At 67.6% G+C, this 18,168-nt stretch carries 17 protein-coding genes; 15 read left to right on the top strand and 2 right to left on the bottom strand.

Translation table 11 applies throughout. The features are described from left to right. Positions 1 to 26: 26 nt before the first annotated feature. The 7 genes from MRBLWO12_RS13985 (at position 27) to MRBLWO12_RS13955 (ending at position 7,044) form a co-directional block, all read left to right on the top strand. On the top strand, positions 27 to 467 hold the full coding sequence (locus MRBLWO12_RS13985; RefSeq protein WP_363556464.1) for a DoxX family protein: 441 nt from the start codon (positions 27 to 29) through the stop codon (positions 465 to 467). Between the two features lie 288 nt (positions 468 to 755). After that, positions 756 to 2,072, top strand: a complete 1,317-nt coding sequence (locus MRBLWO12_RS13980; protein WP_363556462.1) for an ABC transporter substrate-binding protein — start codon at positions 756 to 758, stop codon at positions 2,070 to 2,072. 60 nt (positions 2,073 to 2,132) lie between these two features. After that, positions 2,133 to 3,023 (top strand): carbohydrate ABC transporter permease, encoded by an 891-nt coding sequence (locus tag MRBLWO12_RS13975; protein ID WP_363556460.1) that lies wholly within the window; start codon positions 2,133 to 2,135, stop codon positions 3,021 to 3,023. After that, positions 3,020 to 3,910: a carbohydrate ABC transporter permease gene (locus MRBLWO12_RS13970; protein WP_363556458.1), complete on the top strand. Its 891-nt coding sequence runs from the start codon at positions 3,020 to 3,022 to the stop codon at positions 3,908 to 3,910. Before MRBLWO12_RS13975 ends, MRBLWO12_RS13970 begins: the two co-directional genes overlap by 4 nt. Then, the gene (locus MRBLWO12_RS13965; protein WP_363556456.1) at positions 3,907 to 5,418 is read left to right on the top strand and encodes an FGGY-family carbohydrate kinase; all 1,512 of its coding nucleotides are present in this window, start codon (positions 3,907 to 3,909) and stop codon (positions 5,416 to 5,418) included. The genes MRBLWO12_RS13970 and MRBLWO12_RS13965 overlap by 4 nt, the downstream gene beginning before the upstream one ends. A gap of 1 nt (position 5,419) precedes the next feature. After that, positions 5,420 to 6,076 (top strand): class II aldolase/adducin family protein, encoded by a 657-nt coding sequence (locus MRBLWO12_RS13960; RefSeq protein WP_363556454.1) that lies wholly within the window; start codon positions 5,420 to 5,422, stop codon positions 6,074 to 6,076. 8 nt (positions 6,077 to 6,084) lie between these two features. Further along, positions 6,085 to 7,044 (top strand): ketose-bisphosphate aldolase, encoded by a 960-nt coding sequence (locus tag MRBLWO12_RS13955; protein ID WP_363556452.1) that lies wholly within the window; start codon positions 6,085 to 6,087, stop codon positions 7,042 to 7,044. A gap of 22 nt (positions 7,045 to 7,066) precedes the next feature. On the opposite strand, the gene MRBLWO12_RS13950 is transcribed toward MRBLWO12_RS13955, so the two are convergent. After that, positions 7,067 to 7,864, bottom strand: coding sequence for a DeoR/GlpR family DNA-binding transcription regulator (locus MRBLWO12_RS13950; protein ID WP_363556450.1), 798 nt, complete (start codon positions 7,862 to 7,864; stop codon positions 7,067 to 7,069). A 274-nt stretch (positions 7,865 to 8,138) separates the two neighbouring features. Here MRBLWO12_RS13950 and MRBLWO12_RS13945 point away from each other — a divergent pair, with 274 nt between their 5' ends. From MRBLWO12_RS13945 to MRBLWO12_RS13925, 5 genes are all read left to right on the top strand, one after another. Further along, positions 8,139 to 9,440: an ABC transporter substrate-binding protein gene (locus tag MRBLWO12_RS13945; protein WP_363556448.1), complete on the top strand. Its 1,302-nt coding sequence runs from the start codon at positions 8,139 to 8,141 to the stop codon at positions 9,438 to 9,440. An 80-nt stretch (positions 9,441 to 9,520) separates the two neighbouring features. Further along, positions 9,521 to 10,486, top strand: coding sequence for a carbohydrate ABC transporter permease (locus tag MRBLWO12_RS13940; protein ID WP_363556446.1), 966 nt, complete (start codon positions 9,521 to 9,523; stop codon positions 10,484 to 10,486). Then, positions 10,483 to 11,355, top strand: coding sequence for a carbohydrate ABC transporter permease (locus MRBLWO12_RS13935; RefSeq protein ID WP_363556444.1), 873 nt, complete (start codon positions 10,483 to 10,485; stop codon positions 11,353 to 11,355). The genes MRBLWO12_RS13940 and MRBLWO12_RS13935 overlap by 4 nt, the downstream gene beginning before the upstream one ends. 27 nt (positions 11,356 to 11,382) lie before the next feature. Beyond that, positions 11,383 to 12,216 (top strand): SDR family oxidoreductase, encoded by an 834-nt coding sequence (locus tag MRBLWO12_RS13930; protein WP_363556442.1) that lies wholly within the window; start codon positions 11,383 to 11,385, stop codon positions 12,214 to 12,216. Beyond that, complete coding sequence (locus tag MRBLWO12_RS13925) at positions 12,210 to 13,133, top strand: dihydrodipicolinate synthase family protein (RefSeq protein WP_363556440.1); 924 nt, start codon at positions 12,210 to 12,212, stop codon at positions 13,131 to 13,133. Before MRBLWO12_RS13930 ends, MRBLWO12_RS13925 begins: the two co-directional genes overlap by 7 nt. Positions 13,134 to 13,164: 31 nt before the next feature. Here MRBLWO12_RS13925 and MRBLWO12_RS13920 read toward each other — a convergent pair whose 3' ends face one another. Next, positions 13,165 to 13,755 carry a hypothetical protein gene (locus MRBLWO12_RS13920; RefSeq protein ID WP_363556438.1) on the bottom strand — a complete coding sequence of 197 codons (591 nt, stop codon included), beginning with the start codon at positions 13,753 to 13,755 and terminating at the stop codon, positions 13,165 to 13,167. Between the two features lie 83 nt (positions 13,756 to 13,838). Between MRBLWO12_RS13920 and MRBLWO12_RS13915 the strand changes: the two genes are divergently transcribed. The 3 genes from MRBLWO12_RS13915 to MRBLWO12_RS13905 all read left to right on the top strand — a co-directional run bounded on the left by MRBLWO12_RS13915 (position 13,839) and on the right by MRBLWO12_RS13905 (position 18,099). Further along, positions 13,839 to 14,825, top strand: coding sequence for a LacI family DNA-binding transcriptional regulator (locus MRBLWO12_RS13915; protein ID WP_363556436.1), 987 nt, complete (start codon positions 13,839 to 13,841; stop codon positions 14,823 to 14,825). Between the two features lie 92 nt (positions 14,826 to 14,917). Further along, entirely contained in the window at positions 14,918 to 16,471 is a 1,554-nt protein-coding gene (locus MRBLWO12_RS13910; protein WP_363556434.1) for an FGGY-family carbohydrate kinase, read from the top strand. Beyond that, positions 16,468 to 18,099 (top strand): fucose isomerase, encoded by a 1,632-nt coding sequence (locus MRBLWO12_RS13905; protein WP_363556432.1) that lies wholly within the window; start codon positions 16,468 to 16,470, stop codon positions 18,097 to 18,099. The genes MRBLWO12_RS13910 and MRBLWO12_RS13905 overlap by 4 nt, the downstream gene beginning before the upstream one ends. The last annotated feature ends 69 nt before the right edge of the window (positions 18,100 to 18,168 follow it).

The raw sequence follows: 18,168 nt of genomic DNA, 5'->3' as shown, positions 1-18,168 counted from the left end.
GTCCTGCCACGAAGGAAGAACTCCTCATGACGAACACCAAAGCCCCCTCTTCCGCCGCCTCGCTGGGACTCCTCGTCCTCCGCGTCGTCGTCGGTGCGATCTTCGCCGCGCACGGCGCGCAGAAGATCTTCGAGTACACGATCCCCGGCACCATCGGCAGCTTCGCCGACATGGGCGTGCCCCTGGCGGAGATCGCCGCGCCCGTCGTCGCGTTCGTCGAGCTGATCGGCGGCATCCTGCTCATCCTCGGACTGCTCACGCGTCCGGTCGGCATCGTCCTCGCGATCGACATGGCGGTGGCGCTGATCCTGGTGCATCTGCCAGCCGGGCTCTGGGTCGGCGACGGCGGATTCGAGTTCGTTGCCGTGCTCGGCGTCGCCGCCCTCGCCCTGGCTCTCACCGGTGCCGGCCGCTTCTCGGTCGACGGGGCCGTGCTGCGCGGCCGTGCCCCCGCCTGGCTGAGCTGAACAGGGCAGCGCTGAGCTGCACGCACGACGACGGATGCCGTGGCCGACAGGGTCACGGCATCCGTCGTTCCCGGGGTGTTGCGGAAAGAAAACCGTGAGACCGCGACATTTCGGCCCACCGAGGGTCGCTCGCTTTCGTTTACGCAAGCAGAAGCATATGAAAACACAAAAGGAGAAAGACTTTCCCCGAGGTGCCCTGTGATCCTGGCTCTCAATACGCAAATAAACCTAAACTGAGCGCAGCCGGCATCCGCCGCGGACTTTTACAGCGAAGTAAGGGGATTGCAGATGAAGCTCAAGAGGAGCCTGGCAGGAGTGGCGACAGTCATCACTGCACTCGGAGTCACCGCATGCGCCGGCGGCGCGGCGCCGGTGGAATCGGGAAACGCGTCGGGGGATGCGATCACGTTCCGTTCCTGGAGCCCGATCGAACAGACCACGCGTCAGATGATCGACGCCTTCCAGGCAGAGAACGACGGCGCGAAGATCGACGCGACGATCTTCAACTACCCGGAGTACCTCGTCGACCTGCAGAGCCGCGCGAGCTCGAACACGATGCCCGACGTGCTCGGCCTGCAGCCCGGTGCGCTCACCCAGCAGTACCGCGAGAACCTGATGCCGCTGCAGGACTGCGCGGCCGAGACCTGGGGCGACGACTGGCAGAGCAAGTTCTACCCGATCGGCATCGAACAGGCGCGGATGGGCAACCCCGAGGGCGACGACAACTTCTACTCGCTGCCGATCCTCACCCAGACGGTCAACCTGTGGGCCAACTCCGAGATCTTCGACGAGGCGGGCCTGAGCGTTCCGAAGACGTGGGATGAACTCGTCCAGACCACGAAGGACCTCAGTGGCGGTGACGCCGCGCCGTTCCTGCTTCCGGCCAAGGACTCCTGGCTGCGCAACGTGGTCTTCCTGCAGATCGCCAACAACGTCTCGCCCGGCACCGTGTATGAAGCGGAGGACGGCACCAAAGCATGGACCGATCCCGCGATCGTGAAGGCGTTCGAATACTGGAGCAAGCTCTTCTCCGACGGCATCGCCCAGGACGGCGCGATCGGTCTCGATGCCTACCCCTCGGCCGTGAACCAGTTCGAGGCGGGCAATGCGGCGATGATCCCGCTCGGCGCCTGGTGGATCCAGCAGTCCGACCCGACCAAGTCCGACATCCCGCCCCTCTCGGAGGGTATGTCCGGCTACGAGCCGTTCCTGTTCCCGACCATTCCCGGAGGAGCTGCCGAGTCGCAGTTCGTCGGCGGTATCGACGTGAGCCTCGGCATCTCGAAGAACACCGCCAACCCCGAGCTCGCGTGCAAGGTGCTCACGGACTTCATCGCCGGGTCTGCCGCGCAGAAGCTCGTCAACACGATGAACGACGTGCCCGCTGTGACCGGCCTCGCTCCCGAGAAGTTCACGAGCGAGAAGCAGGAGCAGATCTGGAACCTCTTCGTCGACGAGTGGCTGCCCCAGGTGAAGTGGTCGCGCTACTTCGAGTCGCCCAAGCTCGACCAGGCGGTCGCCGACGCGCTGGCCGCGATCGCGACCGGTGACGCCACTCCGCAGGAGGCCGCGGAATCCGTGCAGGCTGTCCAGGACACTCTGTAACAACCGGATTCGTGCAGGGTTCGGGGCGTCATCCCCGAACCCTGCCTGAGAGGAGCGCGCATGAAGATCCTGACGAGAGAGAGGCTGGTGGGACTGGCCTTCCTGGCCCCGACCCTCATCCTTTTCGGCGTCTTCGTCGTCTACCCCATCTTCTACAACGTGCAGGCGAGCACCCTGCAGTGGGATGGCGTGAACGTCGGCACCGCAGTCGGGATCGGCAACTACCTGGAGCTGTTCCAGGATCCGACGTTCCTCATCACTCTCCGGAACTCGGCCTTCTGGATCGTGCTGACGATCATCCCGCAGGGGGTGATCGGCTTCCTCCTCGCGGTCGCCCTCAACCAGGGGCTGCGGGGCAGCACGATCTACCGGGCGATCTTCTTCATCCCCGCGATCCTCTCGCCGGTGGTCGTCGGCATCGTCTGGCAGCGGATCCTCGACCCGTTCAACGGCGTGCTCACGGAGATCGGCAAAGCCACGGGGCTCGAGTTCCTCGGCGGAAACTACCTCGCCGACCCCCAGACCGCGATCTTCGCCGTGATCTTCGTGAACGTCTGGATGTGGACCGGATTCTCGATGCTCTTCTACCTCGCGGGACTGCAGCTGATCGACCCCAGCCTCATGGAGGCGGCGCGGATCGACGGAGCGAGCGGATTCCAGACCATGGTGCGGATCACCTTCCCGCTCCTGAAGACCACGACGCTCTCGCTCGTGCTGCTCGGGATCATCGGCTCGCTCAAGACGTTCGAACTCGTCTACGTGCTCACCCAGGGCGGTCCCAATCACGCATCCGAGATGCTGCCGACCTTCGCGTTCCTCGAGGCCTTCCAGTTGCAGAACGTGGGCTACGCCTCGGCGATCAGCGTCGTGCTGCTCGTGATCGCGGTCGTGAGCTCGCTCTCGATGGTGCGGGTGTTCGGTGCCGGATTCATCACAGGAGACGAGAAATGACCGCGATGAACGAGACCCGCAACCTGATCGTCCCGAAGGAGGCGGCGAAGACCCGATCCCGTCACGGGGCGCCCGGTCGCCGTGTGGGCTGGCTCCACTTCGTGCTCGTGCCCCTGTCGGTGCTCTGGCTCGTGCCGATCATCATGGTCATCGGGCTGTCGATGATGCCGCCGAACAACCCCGGCACCCAGTTCTTCGGGCTCTTCCCCGAGGAGTTCAGCATCAAGAACTACCTCACGATCTGGGCCCAGAACCCGATCCTGCTGCACCTGCTCAACAGCCTCCTGATCACCGTGCCCTCCGTGCTTCTGGTGTGTCTGCTCGGTTCGATGACGGCGTTCGCGCTGGCCCGGCTGCGCGTGCCCTTGAAAGCGCTGATCTTCGGCATCCTGATCCTCGCGCTGATCCTGCCGATGTCGAGCATCGTCGTCGCGACATTCCGGATCCTGCAGTCGATGCAGCTCTACAACAACCTCCTCGGGTTGGTGCTGGTCTACACCGCGCTCGGACTGCCGTTCGCCGTGATCATCATCCGCACCTCCTACCTCGCGATCCCGCTCGAGACCTACGAGGCCGCCCGGCTGGACGGCGCGAGCGCCTGGCAGATCTTCTGGCGCATCTACCTGCCGCTGGGCAAGCCGGCCCTCGCGGTGGTCGCGGTCTGGCAGACGATGATGAGCTGGAACGACTTCCTGCTGCCGCTGGTGACGCTGGGTGACAACGCCCTCAAGCCGCTCACCCTCGTGCCGCTCGCGTACCGGGGCATGTACCTCTCGCAGCCGGGTGCGCTCTTCGCGATCCTGGTGCTGATCTCGATCCCGGTCGTGCTGCTGTTCCTCTTCATCCAGAAGTATCTGGTGAACGGCCTCTCGGGGGCGATCAAGTGAGCGTCATCGGACTCGACCTGGGCACGAGCGGCGTGCGCGCTGTGGCCTTCGCCTCCGACGGGGATGTGCGCGGTGCCGCCTCGGCGGAGCTCGCTCTGCTGCGAGACGGCACTGGCCGCGTGGAGCTCGAAGCCGCGGAGATCATCACGGCTGCGGAGGACGTGGTTCGCCGCGCCGCCCAGCAGGCCGCCGCCGCCGGAGATCCGGTGCAGGGGATCGGCTTCAGCGTGCTCGGCGAAGCGGTCGTCCCGATAGACGAGACCGGCGCACCCGTGGCGCGGGTCGCCGTGAGCATGGACACCCGAGGGACCGAGGTCGCCGCCGCGGTCGGCGAGATCCTGGGAGAGGGACGCTTCACGGCGATCACCGGTCAGCCGCTGCACGGCATGTTCTCGCTGTTCAAGATCATGGCCGGCGACGCCGCCTGGGCGGGAGCCGCCGGCTACCGCTGCGTCGGCGACCTGCTGGCCGAGCGATGGAGCGGTGTCGCCGCGATCGACCTGGGCCAGGCGGCGCGCACCGGCATGCTCGACGTCGACAGCGGGGAGTGGAGCGCGGAGATCCTTCGTGCGGCCGCGGTGTCGGCGCCGTGGGTGCGGGCCGAGCGTCTGCCGGTTCCGGTGGCGTCCGGCAGCGTCATCGGGGTCGTACGGGAAGAAGCCGCGGGTGCTCTCGGCATCGCGCCGGGCACTCCGCTCGTGGCGGGGACACATGACCAGGCCGCCGCCTTCCTCGGCGCTGGTGGTGAACCCGGAGTGCGCTCGGTGATCGCACTCGGGTCGAGCGACTGCCTGACCGTCGGCTCACGCGTGCGCCCCGAAGGACTCGGGGGTACCGGGTTCGCGAGCTATCGCGTCGACGACGAACTGTGGGTGACGCTCGCGGGTACCGCGGCAGGCGGGTGGGCGCTCGAATGGCTCGCCGGGTTGCTGAACCGAGACGTCGCCGATGTGTTCGGGACACTCTCCGACGTGCCTCCCGCGCTCCTCGTGCTGCCGTACCTCGCAGGTTCCGGAACGCTCGACAACGACCCCGCCGCGCGCGGCACGATCCACGGGGTGACCCTCGACACCACGGTGGCGGAGCTCGCCCGCGCGGTCGTCGAGGCGGCAGGGTTCGAGTTCCACAAGATCATCGCCGCCTTGCGCGCACACGACGTCGAGGTCTCCGCCCTGCACGTCACCGGGGCGGGAGCGGAGAACGCGGATGCGCTCGCCGCGCGCGCTGCCGCGGCCGGTGCGTCGCTCACCCCTGTCGGCAGAGATGCCTCGGCGCGCGGTGCCGCCATGCTCGCGCTGCGCGGCATCGGTGGAGACCCGACGCCGTTGCGGCTCGAGCCCTCCGGCCCGACGCCCGCCGGTGCGGGCGCCGACGACGCCTTCGCTGGGTGGTACGCCGGTCAGCGCGCCGCGTATACCGCGCTCTACGAAGCGATGCGCGCCCTCAATCCGCACCTGAACTCACGCCCTCAGCCACACGACCCCAGCCACATCAGAAGGAGAACATGACATGACCGAGACCACGCTGCAGGTCGACTTCGACATCGCCGCCGCGAAGCGGGAGATCCTCGACTACTGCCTGCGCTCGATGCAGTACGGACTCAACTTCAACACGCAGGGCAACATCAGCATCCGCGTGCCCGGAGTCGAGGACCGCTTCCTCATCACGCCCACCGACCTCGAGTACGACAAGATGACGCCGGAGGACATCGTGCTGGTCAACGGCGACAGCGAGCTGATCGAAGGTCGCCTCGGCCCGTCGAGCGAGGTCACGGTGCACATGGCGGTGTACAAGCGACGTCCGGATGTGAACGCCATCGTGCACTCCGAGCCCATCTACTCGAACGTGTGGGGGGTCGTGGGTTCCCCGATCCTCGGCACGCTGGTCAACATGGTGATCTACACCAAGGGCGACGTGCCGATCATGCCGTTCGAGCTCAGCAACAACACCGAGTTCGGCGAGCACATGTGTGATGCGATGGGCGACCTGAACGCCGTGGTCTGGGCGAATCACGGTCTGCTGACCGTCGGCCCGAACCTGCGCGACGCCTTCAAGACGAGCGTGGCCGTGGAGTCGGCCGCGAAGGTGCAGGCCTACGCCCGCGCCCTCACCGACACCCCGATCGTGCTCGACTACGACACCCTCGGCATCACCGAGTCGCTCTGAGGCGCGGGATGACACTCCAGACGCTGCGGGCCGCGCTCGCCGAAGCCGAGGCAGGGGAGTACGCCGTCGGCGCCTTCAACGTGTCGAGCATCGATCAGGCCATCGCCGTGCTCGATGCCGCCACGGCGGAGCGCTCGCCGGTGATCGTGCAGTCCATCGCCGGCATGTCGGCCTACGACGACGAGTCGCGCTGGTGGACGCGGCTGCGCGGCCTGGTCGAGGAGTACAGCGACATTCCGGTCGTGCTGCACCTCGACCACGGCCGCACCTACGACGACTGCGTGCGCGCCATCGATCACGGATTCACGAGCGTCATGATCGATGCGTCCCGGTCGACCGACACGGACGAACCGGCTTCGTTCCACCAGAACGTCGCCGCGACCCGACGCGTCGTCGATACGGCGGCTCCCGCCGGCGTGAGCGTGGAGGGTGAACTCGGCACCATCGGTGGGGCGGAGGCGGGTGTCAGCGGCATCGTCGAGGAGATCGTCTTCGCCGACCCGGATCAGGCTGTCGAGTTCGTGGCGCAGACCGGAGTCGATGCGCTCGCCGTGGCCGTCGGCACCAGCCACGGCTCGGTCAAGTTCACGGATGCCGCGGGCGGACAACGACTGCGCCTCGAGCTCATCGCCGAGATCAAGAGCCGCCTGCCCGAGACGTTCCTCGTACTGCACGGTTCCTCCTCGGTACCGGCCGATGCCGTCTCCGTGATCAATGCGCACGGCGGCGAGGTGCGCCCTTCGTACGGGATCTCTCCGGCGCAGAAGTCGCAGGGCGTGGCCGCCGGCATCCGCAAGATCAATCAGGGCACCGACTCGCACCTCGCCTGGAGTGCGCAGCTGCGACGTTTCCTGCAGGAGAACCCCGCCGTGGTCGAGCCGAGCGAACAGCTGCGCCCGGCGATCGGCGGCTTCCGCGCGATGGTCGCGCAGCGCATGCGCGAGTTCGGCTCGTCCGGACGGGCCTGATCCCGGTCAGATCGGATCCGGGTCAGGCGAGCTCGATCGTCAACCCGGCCTCTCGAAGCGCCTCCAGCTCCGCCGGAGGCGCTTCGACGCCCGTCACGAGGGTGTCGATACGGCTGAGCGGCGCGACCTGGATCATCTGACTCTTGCCGATCTTGGAGCTGTCGGCGACGACGATGCGTCGGGCGGCCGAGTCGAGGTAGCGACGCTTCATCGTGACCTCGGGAAGGCTCGAGTTCGTGAAGCCGGTGGCCGACACCCCGTTGCATCCGATGAAGCACAGATCGCTGTGCACCGAGCCGAGGAACATGTCGCCCAGCGGATCGATCAGCGAGCGCTGCTTGTAGCTCACGGTTCCGCCGGTGACGACGACGGTGATGTGGTGCGGCTCCGCCACGCCCAGTTCGAGGGCGATCGTGAGCGAGTTGGTGAAGACGACGACGCCGCGCAGTTCCTCTCGCGCTCGCAGGGCGCGGGCGAGTGCGAGGGTCGTCGTGCCCGCGTCGAGCAGAATGGCCATCTCGCTCTCGACGAGTGCCGCGGCGGCATTGCCGATCCGCCGCTTCTCGGTGACGGCGCGAGTGAGGGCGCGCTCGTAGTCCGGCGAGTGGGCTGTCGACTTGATGCCCGACATCGCCCCGCCGTGCACGCGCTGGATGATGTTCTCCTCGGCGAGCAGATCGAGGTCGCTGCGCACCGTGACCTCGGAGACGCTGAGTGCGCGGCTCAGCTCCTGTACGCGGGCGAACCCCTGACGCTCGATGATCGACACGATCTGTTCGCGTCGAACCGCGGCGGGGACCGTCTGCGACCACTCTGGCATCCCCTCAGCGTACTCGGCGGGGCGCACCGGCGACGCTGCGGAGATCTGCGGGATCTCGGATGCCTCGCGCCCCCTGCATCCGTGATTCTGCAGTTCTCCGCGACCTGGCGGGCGGGCCCGTCGTGTAGGTTTCAGATATCAGAATAGTTACGTAACCATTTTTGCTTGACACCGCTCAAACAGGCGGGTTACGGTAGCGAAATCGATTTCACGTAACCCGTCGGAGAAATCGACTGCATCGTCGCAAAGAACTTGCTGCCCAAAGGAGTGAACAGTGAAGTTGAACCACGCACACCCGTCCCGCCGTGCTCGTGCACTGCGGATCACCGGTATCGCCGCCGTCGCCGCCATCGCCCTCGCTGGATGCTCCGCATCCGGTGACGCGGGTGGCACGGGCGACGGGGGAGACGCCGGAGGAGAGCTCACGTTCTCCAACTGGCAGTTCCTCGAAGACGGCAAGGGTCCGATCATCTGGGATGCCGTCAAGGGTTACACCGGCCCGAACGACAACATCGAGCTGACCAAGGTTGAGATCCCCTTCGCCAACTACGCCGACAAGCTCAGCACCGAGCTCGGCGCCGGCGGTGGCCCCGACGTCATGGTCCTGCAGGACAGCCAGTTCGCGTCGCTCGTCGATGCCGGAGTGCTGGAGCCGCTCGACGACATCGCCGACGAGCTCGGTGACAGCCTCAACAACACCAACGAGGCCGGCTTCTTCCAGGACGGCCAGTACGGCTTCAACTGGGAGCGCCCGACCTACAACACGGTCATCTACAACAAGGACATCTTCGCCGAGCTCGACCTCGAGGTCCCGACCACGTTCGAGGAGTTCCTGACCACGGCGGAGACCATCAAGAGCGAGCTCGGCATCGCCGGATTCGCGGGTCGCCACCAGACCGCCGAGATCGACGGCTGGACGCTCGAGATGGCCAACTGGATCTACGGATTCGGCGGCGAGCTCAGCGACGGCAAGAAGCTGACGATCGACAAGGCCGAGAACGTCGAGGCCGTCGAGGCGTTCCTCGAGACCTTCGAGTCGGGCGTCGCGCCGATCGGCGATGACGCCTCGACCTTCCGCGCCAAGTTCGGCCAGGGCCAGGTCGGGATGCTGTTCGAGAACTCGGGCGTCGCGACCACCATCACCAGCAACCCCGACAACGTGGTGAACGGCGAGAACATGGGGGCCGCCCCGCTCCCGCTGGCGAACGCCGGATCGAACTCGCAGCTCATCATCGCCGTCAACGCCAACAGCGACAACGTGGAGGCCGCGAAGGACTTCGTCCGCTGGGTGCTCGGCGAAGAGGGTCAGACCGCGATCCGTGCCGGCCTCGGCGCCTCCGCCATGGCGACCGACGTCGAGCCCGACGCCGAGTTCCTGGCCGCCAACCCCTGGGCCACGCAGTTCCTCGAGGCCGCGAAGACCTCGAAGTCGACCCTGGTCGAGGGCTTCGAGACCGAGAGCAAGCCGATCTGGCGCGAGGTGCTGACCGCGGTCGAGGACCTGCGTGTCAACGGCGGCGACGTGAAGAGCACGCTCGCCGAGGTGCAGAAGTCCCTCGAAGCCGAACTCGGCTGAGCGGCGCAGACCCGACTGCGCATCCGAGGGGCGGGAACCCCCATCCCGCCCCTCGCCCCCACTCCTGAAAGGACCTCAGCATGGCCACCAGCACACTCGAGGCGCCCCGGTCGACGCCTCGCGCTGCGCCGCCGAAGCGGCCGCGAGGCAGCGGAGCCGTCGGGCGCTTCATCGAGCGCAACGGCGCCTACCTCTTCCTCTTCCCGGCGATCGTGTACCTCGCGATCTTCACGGTCTTCCCGCTGATCCGTGGCCTGATGCTGTCGTTCACCGCGACCAAGCTCGTGAACCCCGCGGGCGGCAAGCCGGTCGGCGTCGAGAACTACGAGTACCTGCTCTCCAGTGACAAGTTCTGGACCTCGGTCGTCACGACCCTGCTCTACACGCTGTTCACGGTCGTCTTCTCGGTGGGCATCGGCACCGCGGGCGCCCTGCTGCTGAACACCGCTTTCAAGGGCCGCGGCATCATCCGCGCGATCGCGACGATCCCGTGGGCCGTGCCGACGGTGGCCGCGGCGCTGATCTTCGTCTGGATCTACAACAACGAGCAGGGCATCCTCAATCGCACCACCTCCGCGCTCGGCATGGGGCAGCACGGCTGGCTGGTCGATCCGCAGTACGGACTCTTCGCCGTGACGCTCGCCACCGTGTGGAAGCTCACCCCGCTCGTGATGCTGGTCATGCTGAGTGCGCTGCAGAGCGTGCCGCAGGAGCTGCGCGAGGCGACCTGGGTCGACGGCGCCACGCGGTTCCAGTCGTTCCTCGCAGTGACGCTTCCGCACCTGATGCCGACGCTGCGTGTGATCACCCTGCTCATGACGATCTGGTCGATCCGCCGCTTCGAGATCATCTTCCTCATCACCGGCGGCGGTCCGCTCGACGTGACGAACACTCTGGTCGTGAACGTCTACCGCACCGCCTTCCAAGACCAGAACCTCGGCCGCGCCGCGGCGATCGGCGCCCTCGGACTCGTGCTGTCGCTGTTGGTCACGGTCGTGTACTTCATCGTCGAGCAGATCCAGGAACGTCAGGAGAGCCAGCGATGACCACCACGCTCATCCCCACCGATCTGCCGCGTCGTCGTGGCGTCGCCGCCAAGTTCGGCAGCTTCGGCAAGGCCGTGCTCATCACCCTGCTCGTGGTCTTCGCAGGATTCCCGGTGTACTGGATGCTGGGCACCTCGCTCGGCACCGAGTCGTCCCTGTACGGCGGAAGCCAGCCGCTGATCCCGGAGTTCCAGAACATCGGCCAGTGGGGCGGGTTCCTCTCGGACATCCCGATCTTCCGCTGGCTCGGCAACTCGTTCGTGATCGCGGCGGGCACCACCATCCTCAGCCTGGTGCTCGCGACCATGGCCGCCTACGCGCTCAGTCGTTACCGCTTCCACGGACGCGGCGTCGCCGGCTTCATCTTCTTCAGCACGCAGATGCTGCCGGAGGCGCTCATCATCGTGCCGCTGTACGCGATCTTCGCGGGGGCGGGACTGCTGAACAGCCACTGGGGCCTCGTGCTCGCCGACACCGCGTTCGTGATGCCGGTCGCCATGTTCATCATCAAGAGCGGCATCGACAAGATCCCCTACGAGATCGAGGAGTCGGCGCGCATCGACGGATGCTCGCGCCTGCGCATCCTGACCACGATCGTGCTGCCGTTGATCATGCCGAGCATTGCGGCCGCCGCGGTCATCGCGTTCTTCGACGGGTGGAACGAGTTCATGTTCGCGAACACGTTCATCTCGTCGTCCGACCTGTGGCCGGCATCCGTCGGGCTGTCGTCGTTCCTCGGCCAGTTCTACACGCCCATGAACGTCGTGATGTTCTGTGCGCTGCTGTTCGCGCTCCCCGCGATCATCTTCTTCCTGTGGGCGCAGCGGGGCATCGTCTCCGGCCTCACCGCAGGATCCGTCAAGGGCTGAACGCCCTGCAATCTGGAGTTCTCCTCTATGTCTGAAGTACTCGATCCGCTGTTTTCCGTCCGGGACAAGGTGGTGATCGTCACCGGCGGCTTCGGCCAGATCGGCGCGGAGTTCGTCCGCTCGCTGCACGAACGCGGCGCCCGCGTCGCCGTCACCTCCCGCAGCGAGGTGGCCGACCCGGCTGCCCGCCTCGGACTCGACGACCCCGACGGCCGGCTGCTGGCGGTCGCGATGGACATCACCGATCAGGCGAGCGTGGATGCCGGCTTCGACCGGGTGCTCGCGACCTGGGGCGTGCCGACCGTGGTCGTGAACAACGCCGGGCTCGACACGCAGCCCAGCGCCCCGCCGGAGGTGTCAGGGCCGTTCGAGGAGTTCCCGGTGGAGGTGTTCCGGGAGGTCGTCGACACCAACCTCGTGGGCACGTTCCTCGTCACGCAGGCCGCGGGCCGGCGGATGCGGGATGCCGGCGTCGGCGGTTCGATCGTCAACGTGGGCTCGATCTACGGCATGGTCTCGCCGGTGCAGGACATCTACGCGTACAAGGCCGAGGACACCGGTATCCCGTTCATCAAGCCGGTTGCCTACTCGGCCGCCAAGTCGGGGCTGTACAACCTCACGCGCTATTGCGCCACGTACTGGGGCCGTGCCGGCATCCGCGTCAACACGCTCACCCCCTCGGGTGTGCGCCGCGACACGCAGGATGCGAAGTTCCAGGCGAACTACATCGAGCGCATGCCGATCGGCCGCATGGCCGAGGCCGACGAGTACAACGGCGCCCTGGTGTTCCTCGCCTCCGACGCCTCGGCGTACATGACCGGCTCCAACGTCGTCGTCGACGGAGGGTGGACCGCATGGTGACCGACGTGCTCGGCGACCGCCTCTTCACCGCCGCCGTCACCCCGATGCGCGCCGACGAGAGCATCGATCACGCCGCGCTCTCCACGATGCTCGACAGCGACGTCCGCCGTGGGGTCGAAGGGCTGTACGTGTGCGGCTCGTCGGGGGAGGGCGTACTGCTCTCCGAGGGCGAGCGCATCGCCGTCGTCGAGACCGCGGTCGCCGCGGCCGGCGGGCGAGTCCCTGTGGTGTCGCACGTCGGTGCCATGTCGACCGGAGAGGCGATCCGCATCGCCGCCGCCGCGAAGGATGCCGGAGTCGCGGCGATCTCCATGATCCCGCCGCTGTACTACGGCTACTCGACCCCCGACGTGGTGCGGCACTTCCGCTCCGTGATCGACGCGGTCGACCTGCCCTTCGTGCTCTACAACATCCCCCAGTTCACCGGCCGCGACATCTCCGAGGGCGGCTTCGACGAGCTGCTCGCGCTGCCGCAGGTGGTCGGCGTGAAGCACACCTCGCGCAACCTGTACGGGGCCGAGCGCATCATCCGCCGCTACCCGCACCTGACGCTCGTGAACGGGTTCGACGAGTTCTACCTGCCGGCGCTGTCGATCGGCGCCCGCGGGGCGATCGGCACCACGGTGAGCCTGCAGATCGAGCTGTTCCTCTCGTTGCGCCGCCGCTTCGCCCGGGGAGACCTCGACGGGGCGCGCGCGGTGCAGGTGCGCATCAACGACACGGTCGAGGGCATGGTCGAGGTCGGCGTCTTCGGTGCGGCCAAGTACCTCGGGGGCCGGTTGTCTGTGCCTCTCGGCGACTGCCGTGCCCCGCTGCCCGCCGTGGACGATGACGGGCGCGCGCGCCTGGATACGGTGTTCACCCGACTGCAGGAGCACATCGCGGTCACGGCAGAGGAGGATGCTCGCGCCATCTGAGCGTGGCTCGTACCGAGCAGGGGCGAGCGCGTCAGTCTGCGTCGAGGTGCGACTCCCACGTCCAGGCGTCGTCCGGCTGGGCGGAGATCCGGGCGGTGGCGGCCTGGATCTCACGGACATACGCGCGCACCGAGATCGGCAGCGGCGCAGTGAACACGGTCTGCGCGGTCAGCCGGGTGTCGAGGGATACGAGCGCGTCGGCGACGGTGGTGAAGACGTCGGCCAGGAGTTCGATCGACTCGGTGGTGGTCGTGGTCGTGATCGTCGTCGTAGTGGTGATGCCGCTCCCGCGGCCTCTGAGGATCTCGCGGCCCGCCGTATCGCGCGCCGTCGAGATCTCCCAGCGCGCATCGGTGAGTCGATTGTGCAGGGACACGAGCAGGCGGAGGCAGGCGGCGATGTCGCTCTGGGCGTCAGGGTTCAGGAGCTCCTTGAGATCCGCCCGTGCGAACACGTCGACTCGTCGCCACAGCGGCTGATTCGCCGGGGGTGGCGTGCTGGTCAGCGCGATGATGCTGCCCAGAGCGTTCTTGATCTGCGCCGCCGAGGAAGCTACGGAGTTCCGCGCTCTCGTCAGCCGCGCATCGACGTCGCCCACTGATGCGTGCAACTCCGGTTCCATGACTTCAGCATGTCAGATCCGATGCGCGCAGGTGCCCGGTCGGACCTCCGCTGTCACACTGAAATCGGTTACAGTGAGTGCCCATGACGACGATCTACGATGTCGCGGAACGGGCGGGTGTCTCGCCGGCGACGGTTTCGCGGGTGTTCAACGGCACCAGCGTCTCGGCCGAGAAGGTCGCCGCGGTGCGCAAAGCCGCTGCTGATCTGAACTTCACCCCGAATCGGACGGCGCGCTCGCTGCGTACACAGAGCTCCGAGGTCATCGCCCTCGTCATCCCCGACATCGAGAACCCGTACTTCACCGAGATGGCGCGCGGGGTCGAGGATGTCGCCTCCGAGGCCGGATACTCGGTCGTGCTGTGCAACTCCGACTCGCAGACCGAGAAGGAGGCGACGTACCTGCAGATCGCGATCGCCGAGCACATGTCGGGCGTGATCATCGCGACGGCATCCGAGGCCACGAACCTCGACAGCATCCTCTCCACCGGGCGTCCCGTCGTCGCCGTCGACCGCGCCACCCGGTATGACGTCGACGGCGTCGTGATCGCGAACAGGGCTGCGGGCATCGCGGCGACCGAGTCGCTGATCGAGGCCGGCTACCGGCGTATCGCCTACATCGGCGGGCCTGAGGACATCGACACCGCGGCCGACCGCGCCGCCGGGTGGCGGGCCGCACTCGCCGCTGCAGAGCTGTCGGCGGAGATCGGCGCGCTGCAGCGCTTCGCGACCTTCCGCGTCGACGGCGCCCGCGCGGCGATGGAGGAGCTGCTGGACCTCCCCGAACCGCCGGATGCCGTTGTCGCCGGCAACAACCTCATTGGCGTCGGGGCGATCCAGGTGCTCACCGAGCGGGGTCTCACGCCGCCGCAGTTCGGGGTGGCCGTGGTCGGCTCGTTGCCGTTCACCACGCTGTCTCCGACCGCGGTCACGATGGTGCGCCTGCCCGCCAGGCACATGGGGGTCACGGCGGCGCGGATGCTGCTCGAGCGCATCGGCGGAGACGCCCAGCCCGCACGCACCGTGGTGCTGCGTGGCGAGGTGCAGCACGCCAGCGCCGTGCGCGTCTGAGACTCCTCTTTCTGATCGCCGCGTCGGGGCTTGCATCATGAAATCGATTTCAGCTACGCTTTCGGAAGGCCAGCGCGATCAAGGAGGACGCCATGCGATGCACTCTGGGAGTGGATGTCGGCACGTCGAGCACCAAGGGTGTGCTGGTCGCCGCCGACGGTGCGATCATCGCCTCGGCCACCCGCGCCCACGACGTCTCCCGCCCCCGCACGGGCTGGGTCGAGATGGATGCCGCGATCTGGTGGGACGAGTTCGTCTCGATCACCCGTGAACTCCTGAGCGCGCACCCCGACGCCGAGGTGACCGCGGTCGGCGTGAGCGGCATGGGCCCCTGCATCCTGCTCGCGGATGAAGACGACGAGCCTGTGCGCCCCGCGATCCTGTACGGCGTCGACACCAGGGCCGGCGATCAGATCGAGCGGATGACCGCCGACCTCGGCGTCGCGGAGATCACCCGCGTGGGCGGCTCGACGCTGACTTCGCAGGCCGGCGGCCCGAAGATCGCCTGGGTCGCCGATGAGGAGCCGGACGCCTGGGCGCGGGCGCGCCGACTGTTCATGCCCGCATCCTGGCTCGCTCGCAAGCTCACCGGCGCCTACGTGCTCGACCATCAGTCGGCCAGCCAGGTCTCGCCGCTGTACGACATCGAGAACGAGCAGTGGCATGCGCCGTTCTGGGAGCAGTACGCCGCGACCATCGCGCAGCCGCGACTCGCCTGGGCGGGTGACATCGCCGGTACCGTCACCGACGACGCTGCGGCGCTCACCGGCCTCGCGGCGGGCATCCCGGTGATCACCGGCACGATCGACGCCTGGACCGAGGCCGTCAGCGTCGGCGCGCACGAGCCCGGCGACCTCATGCTCATGTACGGCACGACGATGTTCATGGTCTTCACGAACAGCGTGGCGACCGGCGAGGAGACGCTGCGCACCCCCTCGATGTGGACCACGGCCGGCGTGTTCCCCGGCACGCGCAACCTCGCCGGCGGCCTCTCGACCTCCGGCGCCCTGACGGCCTGGCTCAAGGACCTCACTGACGCCGACTACCCCCAGTTGCTCGCCGAGGCCGAGGCATCGGGCCCCGGCGCGCGCGGTCTGCTGGTGCTGCCGTACTTCGCCGGCGAGCGCACGCCGATCCAGGACCCGGACGCCCGCGGTGTCATCGCCGGGTTGACCCTCGAGCACAGCCGGGGTGACCTGTATCGCGCGGCACTCGAGGCGACGGCGCTGGGTGTGCGGCACAACGTCGAGACCATGCGCGAGGCCGGTGCCGACATCCGTCGTATCGTCGCGGTCGGCGGGGGAACCCAGGGGCAGCTGTGGCTCCAGGTCGTCTCCGACGTGACCGGACTGGTGCAGGAGGTGCCGGCCACGACCATCGGCGCGAGCTACGGCGCCGCGTTCCTCGCCGCCACCGCGACCGCCGCCGACGCCGAGGCACCGCTCATCACCGACTGGAACCCGGTCGCGCAGACCATCACCCCGAACGCTGCCCTGCGCGCGACCTACGACACCCTGTTCGACCGGTACGTGCGCCTGTACGCGGCGACGGTGGAGGTCGTCCACGAACTCGCCGCCGACCAGCGCGCGGCGACAGACTCCGCACCCCACTCCCGCCCCTCGACTTCATCAACGGAGGAATCATGACCTACACACTGCCGACCCCGGCATCCCGTCCGGCATCCGCACCGAAGACCGCGTACCTGATCGCCTCGGGCGACCTGCGCGAGGCCGCCAATACCGGCGGCTGGCCCGTGCAGGTCGAGCTCGAGGCGGGCGTCACCGGCGTCTTCAACGACCTCGGCTGGACCGTCATCCGCGCCAACGACGTCGACCCCTCCACCGGCCACGGCTTCATCTCGAGCCAGCGCATGGGACTCGAAGTCTTCAAGAACATCCCCGTCGACGCGCCGCTCATCGTCGCCGAGGCCGTGTGGCAGTACTCGCATCATGTGCTCGCCGGCCTGCGCACGCACCAGGGGCCGATCCTCACGGTCGCGAACTTCGCGGGCGACTGGCCGGGACTCGTCGGATTGCTCGGTCTGAACGCCGGCCTCACCAAGATGGACAAGCCGTACGCGACGATCTGGTCGGTCGACTTCACCGACGAGTGGTTCCGCGCCGGCATCAAGGAGTGGACCGAGACCGGCGCCATCACGCACGATGCCTCGCACGTGCGCGGCCTGCCCGAGCTGCCCGACAGCCCCGAGAAGCAGCTGGGTGAGGCGCTCGCCGCCGAGCTCCTGGCGGAGAAGGCCATCATCGGCGTCTTCGATGAGGGCTGCATGGGCATGTACAACGCGATCTTCGACGACGAGCTGCTCAACAAGACGGGCATCTACAAGGAGCGCCTGTCGCAGTCCGCGCTGTACGCCGAGATGCTGAACGTCGGCGAGGACGAGGCGGATGCCGCCTACGACTGGCTGATCGACGCGGGCATGACCTTCATCTACGGCGAGGATGCCGCCACCGAGCTCACGCGCGAGCAGGTGCAGTGGCAGCTGAAGATGTACATCGCCGCTCTCCGCATCGCCGACGACTTCGGCCTCGACGCGGTCGGCATCCAGTACCAGCAGGGTCTGAAGGACCTGGTGCCGGCATCCGACCTGGCCGAGGGCATCCTGAACTCCACCGAGCGTCCTCCCGTGACCTCGCGCGACGGCTCGCGCGTGCTGCACGAGGGCCGCGCGTTCCCGCACTTCAACGAGGCCGACGAGGGCGTCGCGGTCGACGCGCTCGTGACCGACCGTGTGTGGCGCGCCATGGGCCTGGTGCCCGACAACACGCTGCACGACGTGCGCTGGGGCGAGGACTACGACGGACAGTTCGTGTGGGTGTACGAGATCTCGGGCTCTGTTCCCGCCTCGCACCTGGGCGGATGGCAGAACGCCGAAGGATGGCGTCAGGGCCACGTGTTCTTCCCGGCGGGCGGCGCCACGATCAACGGTGTCTCGAAGTCCGGAGAGCTCGTGCTGTCGCGCGTCTTCATCGCCGACGGCATCCTGCAGGCCGACATCTTCCGCGCCTCGGTGGTCGAGCTGCCGGCGGAGGAGACCCAGCGCCGCAAGGACGCGACGAACCCGGAGTGGCCGATCGCCCACGTGGTGCTGCACGGCATCTCGCGCGACCAGTTCATGGCCCGCCACAAGGCCAACCACGCCCAGACGGTCTACGCGCCCGACGCCGAGACCGCCGACAAGGCCCTGATCGCCAAGGCCGCGATGTTCGCCGGCATGGGCATCAAGGTCAACCTGGTGGGAGACGTCGCCGTCTGAGGCTGCCTGCCAGCCAGCCAGTTCTGGCGGCAGGTGAATACGCGGGCGTAGGGCGATCCTGTGCAGATC

Origin of the sequence: Microbacterium sp. LWO12-1.2 (genome assembly GCF_040675875.1) — a bacterium.
Lineage (GTDB): Bacteria > Actinomycetota > Actinomycetes > Actinomycetales > Microbacteriaceae > Microbacterium.
Note: the sequence above shows the minus strand (reverse complement) of the source record. Positions and strands in the feature narration are given on the sequence as shown.

Excerpts from the sequence above, each read along its gene's own strand:
- MRBLWO12_RS13940 (WP_363556446.1), top strand. The coding sequence starts at position 9,521 with ATGGCCACCAGCACACTCGAGGCGCCCCGGTCGACGCCTCGCGCTGCG.
- MRBLWO12_RS13920 (WP_363556438.1), bottom strand. The coding sequence starts at position 13,755 with ATGGAACCGGAGTTGCACGCATCAGTGGGCGACGTCGATGCGCGGCTG.
- MRBLWO12_RS13980 (WP_363556462.1), top strand. The coding sequence starts at position 756 with ATGAAGCTCAAGAGGAGCCTGGCAGGAGTGGCGACAGTCATCACTGCA.
- MRBLWO12_RS13925 (WP_363556440.1), top strand. The coding sequence starts at position 12,210 with ATGGTGACCGACGTGCTCGGCGACCGCCTCTTCACCGCCGCCGTCACC.
- MRBLWO12_RS13955 (WP_363556452.1), top strand. The coding sequence starts at position 6,085 with ATGACACTCCAGACGCTGCGGGCCGCGCTCGCCGAAGCCGAGGCAGGG.
- MRBLWO12_RS13975 (WP_363556460.1), top strand. The coding sequence starts at position 2,133 with ATGAAGATCCTGACGAGAGAGAGGCTGGTGGGACTGGCCTTCCTGGCC.
- MRBLWO12_RS13930 (WP_363556442.1), top strand. The coding sequence starts at position 11,383 with ATGTCTGAAGTACTCGATCCGCTGTTTTCCGTCCGGGACAAGGTGGTG.
- MRBLWO12_RS13915 (WP_363556436.1), top strand. The coding sequence starts at position 13,839 with ATGACGACGATCTACGATGTCGCGGAACGGGCGGGTGTCTCGCCGGCG.
- MRBLWO12_RS13935 (WP_363556444.1), top strand. The coding sequence starts at position 10,483 with ATGACCACCACGCTCATCCCCACCGATCTGCCGCGTCGTCGTGGCGTC.
- MRBLWO12_RS13910 (WP_363556434.1), top strand. The coding sequence starts at position 14,918 with ATGCGATGCACTCTGGGAGTGGATGTCGGCACGTCGAGCACCAAGGGT.
- MRBLWO12_RS13985 (WP_363556464.1), top strand. The coding sequence starts at position 27 with ATGACGAACACCAAAGCCCCCTCTTCCGCCGCCTCGCTGGGACTCCTC.
- MRBLWO12_RS13970 (WP_363556458.1), top strand. The coding sequence starts at position 3,020 with ATGACCGCGATGAACGAGACCCGCAACCTGATCGTCCCGAAGGAGGCG.
- MRBLWO12_RS13950 (WP_363556450.1), bottom strand. The coding sequence starts at position 7,864 with ATGCCAGAGTGGTCGCAGACGGTCCCCGCCGCGGTTCGACGCGAACAG.
- MRBLWO12_RS13905 (WP_363556432.1), top strand. The coding sequence starts at position 16,468 with ATGACCTACACACTGCCGACCCCGGCATCCCGTCCGGCATCCGCACCG.
- MRBLWO12_RS13960 (WP_363556454.1), top strand. The coding sequence starts at position 5,420 with ATGACCGAGACCACGCTGCAGGTCGACTTCGACATCGCCGCCGCGAAG.